General features: G+C 61.4%; 23 protein-coding genes and 3 tRNA genes. 11 read left to right on the forward strand and 15 right to left on the reverse strand.

Translation table 11 applies throughout. From position 1 onward, the window contains the following. Window positions 1-8: 8 nt before the first annotated feature. The 8 genes from BGO80_RS01075 to BGO80_RS01110 form a co-directional block, all read right to left on the reverse strand. On the reverse strand, window positions 9-248 hold the full coding sequence (locus tag BGO80_RS01075) for a hypothetical protein (protein ID WP_286718282.1): 240 nt from the start codon (window positions 246-248) through the stop codon (window positions 9-11). After that, window positions 245-1381 carry a hypothetical protein gene (locus tag BGO80_RS01080; RefSeq protein ID WP_286718285.1) on the reverse strand — a complete coding sequence of 379 codons (1137 nt, stop codon included), beginning with the start codon at window positions 1379-1381 and terminating at the stop codon, window positions 245-247. Before BGO80_RS01080 ends, BGO80_RS01075 begins: the two co-directional genes overlap by 4 nt. Then, window positions 1378-1677: a hypothetical protein gene (locus BGO80_RS01085; RefSeq protein ID WP_286718288.1), complete on the reverse strand. Its 300-nt coding sequence runs from the start codon at window positions 1675-1677 to the stop codon at window positions 1378-1380. Before BGO80_RS01085 ends, BGO80_RS01080 begins: the two co-directional genes overlap by 4 nt. Then, window positions 1674-1874 (reverse strand): hypothetical protein, encoded by a 201-nt coding sequence (locus BGO80_RS01090; protein WP_286718290.1) that lies wholly within the window; start codon window positions 1872-1874, stop codon window positions 1674-1676. The genes BGO80_RS01085 and BGO80_RS01090 overlap by 4 nt, the downstream gene beginning before the upstream one ends. Continuing rightward, window positions 1871-2353 carry a phage regulatory CII family protein gene (locus tag BGO80_RS01095; protein ID WP_286718292.1) on the reverse strand — a complete coding sequence of 161 codons (483 nt, stop codon included), beginning with the start codon at window positions 2351-2353 and terminating at the stop codon, window positions 1871-1873. The genes BGO80_RS01090 and BGO80_RS01095 overlap by 4 nt, the downstream gene beginning before the upstream one ends. Before the next feature lie 349 nt (window positions 2354-2702). Continuing rightward, window positions 2703-2867 (reverse strand): hypothetical protein, encoded by a 165-nt coding sequence (locus BGO80_RS01100; RefSeq protein WP_286718295.1) that lies wholly within the window; start codon window positions 2865-2867, stop codon window positions 2703-2705. Beyond that, window positions 2864-3454, reverse strand: a complete 591-nt coding sequence (locus BGO80_RS01105; RefSeq protein ID WP_286718297.1) for a hypothetical protein — start codon at window positions 3452-3454, stop codon at window positions 2864-2866. Before BGO80_RS01105 ends, BGO80_RS01100 begins: the two co-directional genes overlap by 4 nt. Beyond that, the gene (locus tag BGO80_RS01110) at window positions 3451-3678 is read right to left on the reverse strand and encodes a transcriptional regulator (protein WP_286718300.1); all 228 of its coding nucleotides are present in this window, start codon (window positions 3676-3678) and stop codon (window positions 3451-3453) included. The genes BGO80_RS01105 and BGO80_RS01110 overlap by 4 nt, the downstream gene beginning before the upstream one ends. A 96-nt stretch (window positions 3679-3774) precedes the next feature. On the opposite strand from BGO80_RS01110, the gene BGO80_RS01115 reads away from it, so the two are divergent. From BGO80_RS01115 to BGO80_RS01150, 8 genes are all read left to right on the forward strand, one after another. Then, on the forward strand, window positions 3775-4095 hold the full coding sequence (locus tag BGO80_RS01115; RefSeq protein ID WP_286718302.1) for a helix-turn-helix domain-containing protein: 321 nt from the start codon (window positions 3775-3777) through the stop codon (window positions 4093-4095). A gap of 288 nt (window positions 4096-4383) precedes the next feature. Then, window positions 4384-4710: a hypothetical protein gene (locus BGO80_RS01120; RefSeq protein ID WP_286718304.1), complete on the forward strand. Its 327-nt coding sequence runs from the start codon at window positions 4384-4386 to the stop codon at window positions 4708-4710. A 79-nt stretch (window positions 4711-4789) separates the two neighbouring features. Continuing rightward, a complete protein-coding gene (locus BGO80_RS01125; protein ID WP_286718306.1) occupies window positions 4790-5239 on the forward strand; it encodes a hypothetical protein in 450 nt (149 codons plus the stop codon). Further along, window positions 5239-5439: a hypothetical protein gene (locus tag BGO80_RS01130; RefSeq protein ID WP_286718308.1), complete on the forward strand. Its 201-nt coding sequence runs from the start codon at window positions 5239-5241 to the stop codon at window positions 5437-5439. The genes BGO80_RS01125 and BGO80_RS01130 overlap by 1 nt, the downstream gene beginning before the upstream one ends. Continuing rightward, a complete protein-coding gene (locus BGO80_RS01135) occupies window positions 5439-5594 on the forward strand; it encodes a hypothetical protein (RefSeq protein WP_286718310.1) in 156 nt (51 codons plus the stop codon). Before BGO80_RS01130 ends, BGO80_RS01135 begins: the two co-directional genes overlap by 1 nt. A 91-nt stretch (window positions 5595-5685) precedes the next feature. Further along, a complete protein-coding gene (locus BGO80_RS01140; RefSeq protein ID WP_286718312.1) occupies window positions 5686-6258 on the forward strand; it encodes a hypothetical protein in 573 nt (190 codons plus the stop codon). A gap of 144 nt (window positions 6259-6402) precedes the next feature. After that, on the forward strand, window positions 6403-6660 hold the full coding sequence (locus BGO80_RS01145) for a hypothetical protein (protein WP_286718314.1): 258 nt from the start codon (window positions 6403-6405) through the stop codon (window positions 6658-6660). Then, window positions 6653-7846: a site-specific integrase gene (locus BGO80_RS01150; protein WP_286718316.1), complete on the forward strand. Its 1194-nt coding sequence runs from the start codon at window positions 6653-6655 to the stop codon at window positions 7844-7846. The genes BGO80_RS01145 and BGO80_RS01150 overlap by 8 nt, the downstream gene beginning before the upstream one ends. Before the next feature lie 62 nt (window positions 7847-7908). Here the strand turns inward: BGO80_RS01150 and BGO80_RS01155 are convergent. The 7 genes from BGO80_RS01155 to BGO80_RS01185 all read right to left on the reverse strand — a co-directional run bounded on the left by BGO80_RS01155 (window position 7909) and on the right by BGO80_RS01185 (window position 13734). Further along, window positions 7909-7985 (reverse strand) — tRNA-Asp (locus BGO80_RS01155). Between the two features lie 213 nt (window positions 7986-8198). Beyond that, window positions 8199-8274, reverse strand: a tRNA-Val gene (locus BGO80_RS01160). Between the two features lie 133 nt (window positions 8275-8407). Then, window positions 8408-8680, reverse strand: coding sequence for an HU family DNA-binding protein (locus BGO80_RS01165; protein WP_035079006.1), 273 nt, complete (start codon window positions 8678-8680; stop codon window positions 8408-8410). Between the two features lie 206 nt (window positions 8681-8886). After that, complete coding sequence (gene tet / locus BGO80_RS01170; protein WP_286718325.1) at window positions 8887-10086, reverse strand: Tet(A)/Tet(B)/Tet(C) family tetracycline efflux MFS transporter; 1200 nt, start codon at window positions 10084-10086, stop codon at window positions 8887-8889. Window positions 10087-10242: 156 nt separating this feature from the next. Continuing rightward, on the reverse strand, window positions 10243-11712 hold the full coding sequence (locus BGO80_RS01175; RefSeq protein WP_286718327.1) for an NAD(P)H-hydrate dehydratase: 1470 nt from the start codon (window positions 11710-11712) through the stop codon (window positions 10243-10245). Window positions 11713-11931: 219 nt separating this feature from the next. Further along, entirely contained in the window at window positions 11932-13341 is a 1410-nt protein-coding gene (gene glnA, locus BGO80_RS01180; RefSeq protein WP_126151872.1) for a type I glutamate--ammonia ligase, read from the reverse strand. A 54-nt stretch (window positions 13342-13395) separates the two neighbouring features. Then, window positions 13396-13734, reverse strand: coding sequence for a P-II family nitrogen regulator (locus BGO80_RS01185; protein WP_126151873.1), 339 nt, complete (start codon window positions 13732-13734; stop codon window positions 13396-13398). 218 nt (window positions 13735-13952) lie between these two features. Here BGO80_RS01185 and BGO80_RS01190 point away from each other — a divergent pair, with 218 nt between their 5' ends. The 3 genes from BGO80_RS01190 (at window position 13953) to tig (ending at window position 15881) form a co-directional block, all read left to right on the forward strand. Then, on the forward strand, window positions 13953-14309 hold the full coding sequence (locus tag BGO80_RS01190) for a nuclear transport factor 2 family protein (RefSeq protein ID WP_286718329.1): 357 nt from the start codon (window positions 13953-13955) through the stop codon (window positions 14307-14309). 61 nt (window positions 14310-14370) lie between these two features. After that, a tRNA-Leu gene (locus tag BGO80_RS01195) sits at window positions 14371-14455 on the forward strand. Window positions 14456-14501: 46 nt separating this feature from the next. Continuing rightward, the gene (tig, locus tag BGO80_RS01200) at window positions 14502-15881 is read left to right on the forward strand and encodes a trigger factor (protein ID WP_126151874.1); all 1380 of its coding nucleotides are present in this window, start codon (window positions 14502-14504) and stop codon (window positions 15879-15881) included. The last annotated feature ends 56 nt before the right edge of the window (window positions 15882-15937 follow it).

Consider the following 15937-nt stretch of genomic DNA (forward strand, 5'->3'; position numbering starts at 1 on the left):
TGCAGCACTCATCGCCCCACCTCGATCGGCACGATCCTGCGATTGTGAAAATCCCTTCCGCCATCGGTGACGGTCACGAGCCGCTTGAACTGCTCGATGGCCCTTTCCAGCTGCTCGACCTGGCCCAGATCGTAATCGGCCAGCACCAGGCTGCCCTCGTTCTCGACCAGGAGGCGATGATCGCCGGAGGGGTCGAGCTGCGCGCGCGGATGGATGGACGGCGAATGATATTGCGGGGCGCGTCTCATGCCTCGCCCCCGAAGCGCTTCTGGTTGGCGAGCATGCGGGCGGCATTGGTCAGGCCGAGCCGATTGGCCCAGCCGGCAATCGTGCCATGCGGATGGCCGAGGTCTTGCGCCATCAGCACCAGCGGCACTTCGGCCGCATAGCCGGCGCGCATCGCCGCCTCCGCCTCTTTCATGCTCAGCTTGCCCTTGCGCGCCGCCAATAGGGCCACTTCACCCTCATAGGCCTCTCGCAGGGCGAGCTTAGCCGCGAAATCGGGTGCGGATGGCGGCTGCTCCACCATAGCTTCAACATGCCCGCCATCCGCTGCGGCGTCCGGTGAAGGTGCCGCGCTCTGTTCAGCCGCTTCCGGCAGAATTGGTGAGACGTTTTCAGTCACTACGGTTAGCCTGCGGCCGTCTCGGGCCTGATCCTGTTCCTCGCCACCATCCAGCGCCCGCAGCGCCGCCATGGCGAGGCTCCCCATCGCCTCGATGGCTTCCTTGGTGAAATCCACCGTGTCGCCATCGCGCTCGAGAATGCCGGTGAATTCGCCCAGCTTGAGAATGGCCTCGCTGCCGACCCGGTCGCTGGCCATGCACAGGGCAATCACCGAAAACGCGAACTGATGCCATTTGCGGGGCGGCAGCGGCTCCAGCGCCTTGGCCTCGGCAACCGGCTTGACCACTTTCGGCTTGGGCGGGCTGACCACTGGCGCCTCGGCCGCAAGGATCTTCTCGCGCGTGTCGCTGACAGCGCTTTCGAATGTCTCATCATCCAGCGCCGCCGCCTTTTGCGCGCGGCTGGAGAGTTTCTTGTCGACACCGATATCGGCCAGGGTGAAGGGCGTATTGTCGAAAACCGGTTCCGCCTCGGCACCGGTTTCGGGCTCGCTCACATTCGAGCGCTCCGCCGACGGCCGCCCGCCCTGGCTCATCAGCCCATCATCCTTGGCGGCGCGCAGCATGATGCCCAGCTTGCGTTCGGCGCGCGCCACGATTTCGGCGGCGTCGGCCTGCAACTTGCGGTCCCGGGCAATGCGGGCATAGGCCTTGGCCTGTTCGGCGGCGCTATGGATGCGCGTCACCTCGTCGAAGCGCACGGCAGCGGCCAACGCTTCCTTGGCATGCTCATAGACAGCGAGCTGCTGGGTCATGCCGGCTCTCCCACCGTGTCGAGGTGGTGGGTGAAGAGGGCGACATCGTCGGACTGATCAACAAGCGGGCGAAACCAGACGCAGTTGAACAAGCACTCGCCATAGCCATCGATAGCTGAAGAATACGGTTCGTTGATGATTTCTGCGAAGGTTAAACCAGTGCCTCCGGACACCGTTTCGACAGTGCGGACCGTCAAAACCTGCCCATACCCCGGCACCTTTTCGCCAGGAGAAGAGCCCCAGCCACCATCTTTGACGCACACGCACTTTGCCCCCGGCCGCGCCCAGCTGCTCATTGCGCATCTCCCGACTGGAGAGCGGCGATCTTCTCGCGCAAAGCCGTCTTGAGCTCGCCCATGGGCAGGTGCCCAAAGCCACGCAGCACCAGACCTTCGAGGACTGCGGTAAAGTTGAGGCTTTTGCCTGCACCCCAAATCTCCCGCGCCACCGCGTCGATCGCTATCGACAGCGCGATATTCCCGCCCGTACTCATTCCAACCCCTCCACGCTGGCCTGCACCTGGAAGCGCAGCGCCATGAGCTTGATGATGGCTTCTTCGATTTCACCCTCGACGCGCGCGGCATCGGCGGCGCAGAGCCGGCCGTCGCCCCAGCCTTCGGCCAGCGCCACGAACACATCGGACGTTTCCTTGAGCGCCCTGGCGGTGATCGCCCCCAGCGCCGTGCCGGATTTGACCACGCTCGGCTCCGGCACCAGCAGGTGCCCGCTGAGCTTGGCCAGCGCCCGTGTCAGCACCGGCTGGCCGCATTCGCTTTCGAGATCGGCAATCACATCGGCGGGCATGAAGCGCTCGCCATCGTCGGGCTGCGCCGAACCATAGCGGCCGATATTCTGGTGCCCGCCCCGCGTCACGGCCGAGGCGGCCACGGCGCCGCCGGCATGGGTCACCAGCTGGCGCGTGGCGGCCTTGAGCGCGGCATAATCGTTGGCGGGCAGCTGGCGGCCGGTCATGGCGCAGCCCGCCCGAACTCTGCGCCGTGACAAACTGCGGCGAAAGCCGCAAACCCATTGCGACCAGCCGGAGAAGACAGGTGACCCGACGCTTTCCCGATTACCGCCCCAGCACTGCCCTGCGCCAGGCCATCGCGGCGCTGCGAGAGGCGCGCGAAAAGCGCCGGACAGCGGAAACGGCGCGTCAATCCGCTCCACCGTCCGGCCAAGTTCAGGGAGGCCCCGACCTCACCACAACGCCGGGGCGGGAGGACACCGAAACGGCCCTTAGGCCCGATCCGCACCATTGCGAACCGATCCCTCGTTTCGATGCCCTCTCGTCCAGACGCAAGCAAGATGATTGATCCGCTCATGCTGGCCGCCGCACGATCTGGCCCTTGCGGGCCCTGGCGCCATGGCCGACGCCACCCAGGCGCACCAGCTCGCGATAGCCGACACCCTGCCGGCCCATATGGCGCAGCGCATCGGCCAGGGCGGCCCGCTCGGCTTTGCTCATATTGCGCGGGGCGGTCATTCGACTCTCCCCCGCAAAACCGCTCTGATGCGGGCGAAGAACCCACGGAGAATCACATGCACGCTGCGAACAGTGACACCCAGACCGAACTGGTTGCCGAACAGACGGCGACCATGATCCTGGCCGACGCCATTATCGACCTGGCAACCGGCCTCGCCGAAAACACCGATGACCCCCGCATGGTCGATGCCGTGGTGGGCGCCGTTCATGACGCGATTGAGCGGGCGAGCGCTTCCTTCGTTTTTCCCGGCCAGGCGCCTCTGGAGCGCGCCGATGAAGAACGAGCCCTCGTTATGGCCCGGAACCGCGCCCGGGTCATTGCTGAGATGATCAAGCAGGCGTGCGAAAGTCGACTGACTGCGAAGATGGGTCCGAAGCACTGATGGTCGGCGATCGAGACCATTCGCCCGGCGCCATTGCAGATAGGCATCATGCAGAGCCGCGGCCTCCGCATGCATCGACAGCATGGGACGGAACACTGGCGCATGATCGAACGCACCGGGATGCAGAAATCGAGCCCGGCGCTTCGCTGCGATACGCCCATAGCTGCCAGCCAACCGCGCCAGGAACATGCGGAACGCGCTCATGGCTGGGCCTCGAGCGCTGCGGGCGCGGGCCCATACACGTCCGGCCTGAGGATGTAGCGCGACACGCCAGTAAGGCGCTCGACTTCAAGGCATCGCTCCGCAGGGATCTTGCGCCGACCATTTTCCCAACGGCTCCACATTGCCGCCGTAACACCAATAGCCCTTGCAGCACTTTCGACACCGTGCCGCGACTTCTCTCGCCAATCTTTAAGGGGACTGTTCATGCGCTATGATTTCCATATCGGAAATCACACGTCAACGCCAAAAATTCCACATTGGAAATTTTGACTTTCCAATGTGGAAAATGATAGAAGTTGCAAATGGTTGAGCGAATTCATCCCAGAACACCACCACGCATTTTCATCCGCGAATGGATGGAAAGAGTGCCCGGGCTTGACCAAAAGCGGCTGGCCGAACGAATGGGTAGAACTCCGGGAGCCATCTCCAAGAAGTTAAACTCGCCCGGCAAAATCGATACCGAATGGCTCGCTGAGTTCGCCGATGCTCTCGGAGTGCAGGTGCCCGACCTCTTCCGCGATCCAATGGCACCAACTCCCGCCGACTTGCTCAAAGGTTTGTCGGACGAGCAGCGTAACGAAGTCCTGCATTTTGCTGACTTTGTACGAAGGCGCGCTAGCTAATCCCGCAAGACTCCATTGATAGATCTGACGTACAAGCATGTGTTCATTTAGGGGGAACACATGTCTTGGCTTAATATTCTCGCTTGCACATCGTTATGCGCGATCGCACTATCCGCTTGCGCCTCAACATCTTCTACACCTCAGCATAAGGCCCCTCCACCGATATCGGAGGGAGAAGTGTCGGCCAGCGGCTTTATCACAACTAGGCATCCCGACGGCTCTGGCGGCCTCCGGCTAGCATCTGACAGCGGAGGCAATGGATGGTCTGTCGACTGTCGAAAAGACGCCATGACAGACCGCCGAACCTGTCAGTTTTCCAATCGAGGAATTTTTGTATACTACGGCGTATCTTCTACCCCTCAAGAAATTTGCGCTTTTGGGCACAGCTTTCCCGGCCGCATTGCTCAAATTAGGATCGACAGCAATGCGCCCGTTTCCACCAACGGAGATGGCTGCGCCCCTGCGTCCAAGCTGCTTGCTCAGATGACGGGAGCCAACCAGGTCACTACTCGCGTCTACACTTGGCCCTACGATTACCCGGTCGACAAGGTGTTCACACTGGCTGGTTTTAAGGAAGCGATCGCTCTAGCCGATGACCTGAGAAAGCTGCCATAATTTCCATTTTGGATATTTTGCATTGACATTGTGATTTCCATATCGGAAATTCCCTCCAGTTTCACCGCTGGAGGGCATCATGCCTCATTCCCAAACCACCCGCGTCCAGGCGCAGGCCAAGATCGCGGCTCTTGCCGCCGCCGACGACCGGCCGTTGACCCACGAGGAGCAACTGTCCCGCTTCGTCGAGGACATCATCACCCTCGACACTGAGGGCGGCGCGACTGAGGGCAGGCTTTATGAGCTTGGCTGGCCGCCACTCTTCATCAAGACCAATCTCGAAAAGGCCGCACAACTGGCCAATAAGCGCGTCGTGCGCGATATCCAGACCCCGAGCCAGAAATCGCTCGAGGAAATCGCCGGTGACATGAGCGACGCCATCGCCTCGCTGCTGCCGCCCACTCAGCTGCTCGTGGCCGAGCTGCAGGGCCGCGGCTTTGCCAGTGGCGAGATCGACCTGCTCCTGCCCAAGGCCCGCGCCAAGGCCGCCCTCAGCTTCGCCGAAGGCCAGACCGGGTGGACCAACTGATGGAAACCACCTTCAAACCGGACGCTATGGCGGCTGAGGCCGTCGCCCGCATCGCTCGCGTCATCGACCTGGCCGAAAGCAGCTGCGTCAACTCCGCCACCAATCACCAGCGTATTGCCGAGGCGCGCGCAGCGCTGGCCGATGTCGCCGGCATTTTCGATGTCGACGTGCCGGCGGCCAACCCGGTGGAGCGCAACTGATGGAGCCCCAGACCGAAAAGCGCGTGGCGTCTACCCGCACCAAAAAACGCAGCCGCTCCGGCGCCCAAACGCCCTGCCCGCATTGCGACAAGAAGCTCCGCGGCGAAAAAGGCCTCAAGGCGCACATCGCCGAAGCCCATGGGGACGGCAAATGACCGAACGCCTCTGCACCGCCCTCAACTCCGATGCTGGCCAGCTCTGCGCCGGCATCCTCGTTCTCATCCTGATGATCGGAGGGCTCGGCACATGAGCCTTCCCCCATTCTGCAAGACCATGCCCTCCGGCCGCGCCTTCGACTTTGCCGATCCGCGTCCGGAAATGATCTGCCTCGACGACATCGTGCATGTGCTCAGCCGCATCAATCGCTGGGGCGGCAATATCTGGCCTGTCAGCTTCTCGGTGGCCCAGCACAGCCTCGTTGTCGCCTCGGCCTGCAAGCGGCCGGAAGCCCGGGTCTATGCCCTGCTGCACGACGCGGCCGAGGCCTATATCGGTGACCTGCCGACCCCGTTCAAACTGTTCATGACCGAAGCCGGCTTCAACATCGTCAAGCTCGAGATGAAGATCCTCTACACGGCCATCTTCCCGGCCTTCGGCCTGGAGCCGCCTGAACCCAGCCTCACGGCCGATGTTCACGACGCTGGCCAGATCGCCCTCGCCACCGAATATCGCGACATCGTCGCCGGCCGTCATGCCGGCTGGGCTCCCACCGCCCCGCCGCTCAAGACCACGATCAAATTCATGGCTACCCCCAAGGTCGAAGAACAGTTCCGCCAGGCCCTCGAAGGCGTGCTGCCGGCCTTTGCGAGGGGGGAATGATGTCCCCCGATCTGCTCTTCGGCCTCGGCTGCATCGTCGCGGGCCTCGTCGGCATGGCCTTTGGGAGGGGCAAATGAGCCCCAAGCGGCTGCTGGAAATCGTCAATCGAGCCGAGGGAGCGGACGGCACCCCGTCCTGACCGCAATGCGCTACCGCGTGCAGCCCCGCTGCGTTCCAAAACCCATCGCCGCGCGCCGCCTTGGCCTCACCGAAGCCCGTTTCGCGGAAAGCGAGCCCCAACTGCGCCAGAACGGCTTCCCCCTGCCCGACGCCGTCACCGGCCATTACGATCTAGTCGCCATCGACGCCTGGCTTGACCGCAAGGCGGGCCTATCAAATTCTAGGCCAACGGCGATAGATGCCGCTGATGGTTTTGCGGAGAGGCTCGCCAGCCTTGGCTGAGATCAAGCTCAAACACTACGTGGTCCGCAAGGGCAAGCATGGCTATTGGTTGCCAACGGCCAAGATGAAGGCCATGGGCTTTCAGATCGTGCCCTGCGGCCATGACGGCCCGGATGCGTGGAAGATTGCCCAGGAGTGGGAGCAGCGTTACCAGCGGGCCCGCAAGGGGCTGGAAGAGGCACCCGCCGGACGCATTTATCCGCCCGGCAGCGTCGGTGATGGTTTCGCCCGCTTCCGAATGACCCATGAATGGCAGAACAAGCCCACACGGACCCGGGAAGACTGGGAAAGAGGATGGCGCTACATCGAGCCAGTCTTTGCCGCCTCAGCCCCTTCTACGGTCACCCTGGAGCTTCTGGATCGCTGGTATCACCACATGGTCGCCAAGAAAGGTGTCGGCGAAGCGGGCCGCGCTCTCAAGATTTGGCGAGCCCTGTATAACATCCTGGTCAGCTTCAAACTGGTCGCCGGCGAGGATCCGTCTCTTGGTATCCGCAAACAGAGCGTCAAGGGCCGCACGCAGACCTGGCGCGAAGGCGAAGTGATCCGGATGGTGAAACAGGCAATTCGCGACGGCTATCACGGCCTCGCATGCATCATCGCAATCTGCTGGGACACACAATTTTCGCCTGTCGATGCGCGCACACTGACGCCGGCCCAGGCGATTGAGAGCGAATCGGACATGGCGTTCACCATTGAGCGCGGCAAAACCAACGAGGCTGCCGTTGGCATCCTGTGCCGCCGCACGCGCCGACTGGTGGAGACTTATATTGCCAGCCTGCCTTTCGAGCTGCACGAGGATGCCCCGATCTTTTGGAGCCGGGGCTACCAGCCGGGCAAAAAGGGCGGACGCCCCCAGCCACCCAAGCCCTACACCAAGGATAGCCTGGTCGACGATTTTGCTGATCTGCGGGAGAGAGTATTTGGCCCGGACGAAAGGCGGCGCCTGATGGATATGCGGCGGACCGGCGCGGTCGAAGCCAATGCCGGCGGCGCATCGGTCGAATCAATTGCGGCGAAGATGGGCAATTCGATCGACGACAATCGGAAACTGCAAAAAACCTACATGCCGGTGAATTTCGCCGCCGTTCGCCAGGCCGATGAAGCCCGAAAAATCGGACGCCAAAAGCTGGCATCGGAACAGAACATGTTCAAAAAGTTGAAACTGCCCAACGTAAAAAGTTGAAACAGCGCAGAGCCATCCAGCGCCACCCTTACAAATTCTCTAACAATTTCATAGAGAAAGGGTGGCGCGAGAGACGGGGCTCGAACCCGCGACCTCCGGCGTGACAGGCCGGCGCTCTAACCAACTGAGCTACTCCCGCATCGGCGAACTGCTTGGCTGTTCGCTGAACGTGACGCTCATATAGCCAGCGCTTTTCGGCAGGTCAAGCGCTCGATCTGCGAATGTCGCAAAAACTTCTCACGACCCCCGTCACCTGTGGAAAACTCAAATAGCTCAACCCACAAGCTGAAAAAGCTCATGCGACGGATAAGAAATAAGGGCGGAGGGAGAAATCGGCGGGCAAACGAGAAAATGGTGGGCGATGACGGACTCGAACCGCCGACATCCTCGGTGTAAACGAGGCGCTCTACCAACTGAGCTAATCGCCCTTGCCAGACCCGGCCGGGATGGCGCCCTGATTAGGGTGCCCGATGCGCAACGTCAACAGACATTTCGCGAAACAAAAACGGCCCCGGCGTGAAACGCTCGGAGCCGATGGAGCCGCAAAGGCCGCACACGATCTTAGTTGATCGCGTCCTTGAGACCCTTGCCGGGCTTGAACTTTGCCTGGTTCGAGGCCGGAATCTGGATTTCAGCACCGGTGGCCGGGTTGCGACCCGTGGAAGCCTTGCGCTGGGAAACGGCGAAGGTGCCGAAACCAACCAGACGAACTTCGTCGCCGCTCTTCAGGGCAGCGGTAATAGCCTCGAACACTGCGTCAACCGCTTCGGCGGCCTGTGCCTTGGTGATCGTAGCCTTGTCGGCAACGACGCCAACCAGATCGTTTTTGTTCATAGCGTTTCCTCACAGTGAAAGCCCGCCTTCGCTGGCGAACCAGAATGCCGTCAACCTTTTTCGATTCTGCGCGATACGCAAGGAAATCCGGGGGTTTTCGGCGACCTGACGGTGCAAAGCTGTTAATGGACCGGAAAAATGGCCCCAGCAAGCCCACAAGTCTAGTTTCGCCCGGTTTTCCGGGAAATTGTGAACCAGATGCGGCCCTATGTCTCCGATACGCCCATGGCCGGGCGAGAGCGGCCGATGCCCAGCATGATTGGCAGGGCGAGCAGGTAAATCCCGATTGCTACCAGCCAGATCGCGCCTGGCCAGCTCCCGCGCACGCCATAATAGACGAAGCTGAACAGCAGCGGCCCGAATACCGAGGCCAGGCTCACAAGGCTGGCGAGAACCCCCTGCAATTGCCCCTGACGATCGGCATCGACCTGCCGCGTGGTCAGGGATTGCAGCGCCGGCATACCGATTCCGCCCAGCGCAAAAACCGGCGCCATGACGAACAGAACCCAGCCATGGGTTGCAAAAGCCAGTGTCAACATCGCACCGACCTCGAACGCCATGCCGACGACCAGCGCCCAGCGCTCACCCAGCCGCGCCACGGCCGGGCCGGTCAAAAACGCCTGGGCCAAGGCGTGGAAGACGCCAAAAGCACCAAGCGACAGGCCGATCATCAAGCCATTCCACTGGAAGCTGTCCTCGCTGAAAATGGCCCATGTCGTGCCATAGACGGTGCCGACGAGATTCATGATGAGATAAAGCGCCATCAGCGGAATCAAAGCCTTGAACGTCAGCGCCCAGCGCAAAGGCTTGAAGGGGTTAAGCGTATCCCAGGTGAAGTTGGCCTCCTTCCGTCCAGGCCGCGATTCGGGCAAGACGAACAGCGCCAGGGCAAAATTCACCGCATTGAGCGCCGCAGCCACGAGAAATGGCGAGCGTACCCAGATGTCCCCCAAAATCCCGCCAAGCACCGGCCCGATAATAAATCCGATGCCGAACATTGCATGAAACAGGCCAAATCGCTTGGCGCGCTCATCTTCGCTGGAGATGTCAGTGATGTACGCAGTGGCCACCGCCATATTGGCGCTGGTGATCCCGGCAATCGCCCGCCCCACCACCAACATCCACAACTGTGGCGCAAACGCCATGATCAGATAGTCGAGCGCCGCGCCAGCCAAGGAGACCAGCAATACGGGCCGCCGACCAAACCGGTCACTGAGCACGCCGAGAATCGGAGAAAACAGGAACTGGCACGCCGAGTAGAGCGCCAGCATGATCCCCAGCAATGTCGCAATTTCAGTGGTGTGCCCGACATCGCGCAATAGCGCCGGCAGAATGGGGAAGATGAGGCCGATGCCCACGGCATCGAGCATCACTGCGGCGAGAATGACGACAAGCGCCTTGTTCATCTTGGGCTCCGAAGGGAAAACGGCGCGCTGCACGCAGCGCCAAGGGGCGGAAGCGCATCAGCGGCAGAACTTTGCTGGTCGCCCACCGGCAACCTTAAAAGGAAAATGGATGCGCCATGCGACAGTCTCTGACAGCAGACAGGTGCTTGCCGTCCATCAAAGGCTGGCAAGCACGCCGGGGAGCAGTAGCGGCAAATCCTCGCTCATGAGACCGGGACCGCCGAAGCGGTTGGCTGCCTCGGCATGCAGCCATACACCGGCACAGGCGGCCGAAAAGCCGTCCATGCCCTGCCCCATAAGCCCGGCGATGATGCCCGCAAGGACATCACCGGAACCCGCTGTGCCAAGCCATGCCGGCGCATTGACGTTGATGGCGGCGCGACCGTCCGGCGACGCAATGACGGTGTCACTGCCTTTGAGCACGATCACCGCCCCGGAGTGAGCGGCTGCCGCCCGCGCGCGTTCCAGCTTGCCACCTGGCACCTGCCCGAACAGCCGAGCGAACTCACCGTCGTGCGGCGTCAGCACCACCGGGCGATTCTTTGCCTTTATCGCAGTGAACAGACGCTCGCTGGAACTGGCGAAGCTGGTGATCCCGTCGGCATCGAGCACCACCGCGGCCCCCGACGCGAGCACGGCCAACACGCCCTGGATAGTGGTGTCACCGACCCCGGCAGCCGGGCCGATGACGACACTATTGATACGCCTATCCTCGAGCAGACTGGCCAGGTCTGCTGGCGATTCGGCGGGTTTGAGCATGATGGCAGTCACATGCGCCGCATGCACAGCAAGTGCCTCACGGCTGCCGACCAGCGACACCACCCCTGCCCCCGACCGAAAAGCGCCGAGCGCCGACAACCGCGCCGCGCCGGTTTCCAGCGGCCCACCCGACACCACGGCGACGTGGCCACGGTCAAATTTGTGCCCATCGGCCAGCGCCGTTGGCACGGACCAGCTGCCCTGGCTGTTCTGCCAAGCCTTGGCGTCAATGCGCTCGAGGACCGATTCGGGAATACCGATCTCGGCCAGCACCACTTCGCCGCAATGCTGTCGACCCGGCAACAGGAGGTGGCCGGGCTTGAGGCGGAAGAACGTGACGGTCATATCGGCGATCATGGCTACGCCGCGCACGTCGCCCGTCGCACCATCAATGCCACTGGGGACGTCGACGCTGACCACCGGCAGGCTCGAAGCGTTCACTGCCTCGATCATTTCAGCGAATTCACCATCCACGTCGCGGTCCAGGCCCGCGCCCAGCAACGCGTCGACGACGAGATCGGCGTTCTCGATATCCTTGGCGGTCGGCGGGTCTGCCCGGCCGGTCCACTGTGCCGCCGCAGCAGCGGCATCGCCCCGCAGCGATTCGCGCTCACCGATCAGCCGAAGCTGCACTGGCCAACCTTTTTGCTTGAGCAGGCGCGCAATCACAAAGCCATCGCCGCCATTGTTCCCCGGACCACACAGCACCAGCACCGAACGCTGGTAGTAATGCTCGACGATCGCGTCGGCGACCGCCTTGCCGGCCGCATCCATCAAACGAAAGGACTTGATGCCGCTTTCCACCGCCAGCCGGTCGGCTTCCGCCATCTGCTGGGGGGTAAGGAGAATATCCGGCTGCACAGTCATCGATCGGCCTCACAAGCACCGGCGCTACGGCACGCCGACCATCCCAGTTGACGCAATTGCGCGCTCAACTCAAGCATTTGGTGACGATGCAGGCGCTGTTCCATAGGCTCCTGGGGAGAAGCGCATACTTGGCGGCGCTACCAATTCACCGCAGGGACAAACAACGCCTCAAAACAAAAAGGGGCCCCGCAGGGCCCCTTCTCTTTTCCGCTCTCGCGATTAGGCGGAGTAGTACATTTCGTATTCGACAGGATGCGGGGTCATTTCGACGCGGTGAACTTCCTGCATCTTGAGCTCGATATAGGCATCGATGAAATCATCGTCCATCACGCCGCCAACCTTCAGGAAGTCGCGGTTCTTGTCGAGGTTTTCCAGGGCTTCACGCAGCGAACCGGAGACGGTCGGGATTTCCTTGAGCTCTTCCTTGGGCAGCTCGTACAGATCCTTGTCCATCGGGTCGCCCGGGTGGATCTTGTTCTTGATGCCATCGAGACCAGCCATCAGCAGCGCCGTGTAGGCCAGGTACGGGTTGGCCAGCGGATCCGGGAAACGCACTTCGACGCGCTTTGCCTTCGGCGACTGGCCGAAGGGGATACGGCAAGAAGCCGAGCGGTTGCGGGCCGAGTAAGCCAGCAGCACCGGCGCTTCGAAACCTGGCACCAGACGCTTATAGGAGTTAGTCGTCGGGTTGGTGAAGGCGTTGATCGCCTTGGCATGCTTGATCACGCCGCCGATGTACCACAGGCATTCCTGCGACAGACCGGCATACTGGTCACCGGCGAACAGCGGCTTACCGTCTTTCCAGATCGACATGTGGCAGTGCATGCCCGAGCCATTGTCGCCGTAGACCGGCTTGGGCAGGAAGGTCGCGGTCTTGCCGTAGGAGTTGGCAACCTGCTGCACAGCATATTTGTAGATCAACACGTCGTCAGCCGACGCGATCATCTGCTTGTACTTGAGGCCGAGTTCGTGCTGGGCGGAAGCCACTTCGTGGTGGTGCTTCTCGATGATGACGCCCATCTGGCCCATGGCTTCGAGCATTTCACCGCGCATATCCTGCGCACTGTCCAGCGGCGGAACCGGGAAATAACCCTTCTTGAGACCAATATGGTGACCGTTATTGCCGCCTTCATAGGAAGCGTCATTATTGGTCGGCAGCTCGGCGGCGTCGATCTCGAAACCGACCTTGTAGGTGGTGGTGGAGTACTTGACGTCGTCGAAGATGAAGAATTCGGGCTCGGGACCGAATACGACGGTGTCGCCGACACCGGACGACTTCACCAGGCCTTCGGCCTTCTTGGCGATCGAGCGCGGGTCGCGGTTATAGGGCTGGTAGGTCGACGGCTCGAGAATGTCGCAGTTGATGGCGAGGGTCGAGGCGGCAAAGAACGGGTCGATATAGGCCGAGTTCGGATCGGGCATCAGAACCATGTCGGACTCATTGATGGCCTTCCAGCCGGCAATCGATGAACCGTCGAACATCACGCCATCTTCGAACAGGTCGGCGTCGACGACGGAGGCATCCATCGTCACGTGCTGCAGCTTGCCGCGCAGGTCGGTGAAGCGCACGTCGAGATACTTGATGTTCTCGTCCTTCATGCGCTGGATAATTTCGGCTCCGGTGGTCATTAGGTCTTCCCCTGTCTAATTCGGAGTTTGTTTCTGGTTGTGCAGTGCCGGCGCCTAGAGCGCGTCGTCACCGAATTCGCCCGTACGGATACGGATGGCCTGCTCGATGGAATAGACGAAAATCTTGCCATCCCCGATGCGGCCGGTTTGCGCAGCGGTGCGGATGGCCTCGATGGCCTTTTCGGCGAGCTCGTCGGGGCAAACCACCTCGACCTTCACCTTGGGCAGGAAATCCACCACATATTCAGCGCCGCGATAGAGCTCTGTATGGCCCTTCTGGCGGCCGAAACCCTTGGCCTCGGTCACGGTGATGCCCTGCAGGCCAACTTCCTGCAGCGCTTCTTTGACTTCGTCGAGCTTGAACGGCTTTACGATAGCCTCGATTTTTTTCACTTGCGCCTCCACTGGCCGTTTTCGGCAGTTACCGCCAATCGGTATGCACAGCCTATGCCAGGGTGCCAAAAATAAGAAAAGATGTTATATGAGAAAGTCTTAGCGCCAAGCACTGAGCAACAGGAAACGGCGCATACCTATGTGAGTGTCCAATTTCCGTGCGTAATGCACATTATTGAGGCAAAACATGCGAGACTTGGGTTGGAGACGGGCCAATTATGACGCTTATGACGCCACTTGAGGCGGTTCAGCTGCAATTCGATGCCTACAATCAGCGCGACTTGCCGCGCTTCCTTTCGGCTTTCGCAGAAGAGGTCCGGGGCTATAGCCTTCCGGAGATGACATTGCTGCTGGACGGCAAACCGGCATTCGCCGACTTCTATGCCAACCGCCGCTTCGTGCATGAGGGCCTGCGCGCAGAGCTGGTCAGCCGTATGGAGGTTGGGGACACTGTGATCGATCACGAGCTCATCCACGGCCTGTCGTCGGAGCCGCTGGAGACTGCGGTTATGTTCGTCACGAAGGGCGGGCTCATCACCACGGTGTTCTCAATCGCCGCCAAATCGCCAAGCTAGGCTTTGACTGGCCTGCACTCTTCATATAGATGCAACCCCAACCCGGCCAACGGGGACCCAAGCGGGTGTGGCGGAACTGGTAGACGCACTGGATTTAGGTTCCAGCGCCGCAAGGCGTGGAGGTTCGAGTCCTCTCACCCGCACCATCGTGGCCCCGGCCCATAAGATCAATCATTACGGGAATAGACCCCCATGCAGGTTACCGAAACCCTCAACGAAGGTCTGAAGCGCAAGCTCAGCGTCACCATCCCGGCCCAGGATCTCGCCTCGCGCCTCGACGCCAAGCTCGAAGAGCTCAAGGGCCAGGCCAACATTAAGGGCTTCCGTCCCGGCAAGGTGCCGACCGCGCATCTCAAGAAGATGTACGGCCGTTCGGCGATGTCCGAGGTCATGACCGACGCGATCAACACCACCGTGTCCGATACCCTGGACAAGCGCGAAGAGCGCGCTGCCGCCCAGCCCAAGGTCGACCTGCCTCAGGACCAGGCCATCATCAACGACGTCCTGGACGGCAAGGCCGACCTGGCATTCGAAGTCGAATATGAAGTCCTGCCGGCTGTCACCCTGATGGACGTCAAGGGTGTCAAGCTGACCAAGCCAGTCGTCGACATCTCCGACGAAGAACTCGACGCCGAAGTAAACCGTGTCTTCGCCCAGAACCGTGGCTACACGGACAAGGGTGATGGTGCTGTCGTCGAAGACGGCGACCGCCTCGGCCTCAGCTTCGTCGGCAAGATCGACGGCAAGGAATTCGACGGCGGAAAGTCCGACCACGCTCACCTGACCGTCGGCTCCGGCGAATTCATCCCCGGCTTCGAAGAGCAGCTGGTTGGCATGAAGAAGGGCGAGACCAAGACCATCGAAGTCACCTTCCCGGCCGACTACGGCAATGCCGAGCTCGCCGGCAAGGCCGCAACCTTCGACGTCACCATCTTGCACGCCGACGGCCCGAACCAGGGCGAGCTGGATGACGATTTCGCCAAGCGCCTCGGCCTCGACAGTGTCCAGGCGCTGCGTGACGCCGTGAAGTCGCAGATGGAAGCCGCTCTCGACTCGATGAGCCGCCAGCACATCAAGCGCCAGATTCTCGATGCTCTCGATGACGGCCACAAGTTTGACGTTCCGGCTCAACTGGTCGAAGCCGAGTTCAACACCATCTGGCAGCGCGTTCAGCACGAAGTGCAGAGCCACGGCCGTTCCTTCGAAGACGAAGGCACGACCGAGGAAGAAGCCAAGGCGCAGTATCAGCGCATCGCCGAGCGCCGCGTGCGCCTGGGCCTCGTGGTCGCCGAAATCGGCAACCAGAACGAAGTCAACGTGACCGACGAAGAGCACCAGCAGGCGCTGATCGCCGAGGTTCGTCGTTTCCCGGGCCAGGAACAGCAGGTTTACGACTACTACCGCAAGAACCCGCAGGCCCTGGCTTCGCTGCGCGCTCCCATCTTCGAGAACAAGGTCGTTGACTACGTGGCCGGTCTTGGCGACATCAGCGAAAAGAAGATGAGCCGCGACGACCTCGCCAAGCTGATCCAGGCCGACGAGGACAATGTCCCCGAGGAACACCACCACTAAGGTCCAAAGGATCTGGCTGGAAATTCAAAAGCCGCCCTTTGGGGCGGCTTTTTTAT

The sequence above is a fragment of the Devosia sp. 63-57 genome, assembly GCF_001899045.1.
GTDB classification, from domain to species: domain Bacteria; phylum Pseudomonadota; class Alphaproteobacteria; order Rhizobiales; family Devosiaceae; genus Devosia; species Devosia equisanguinis.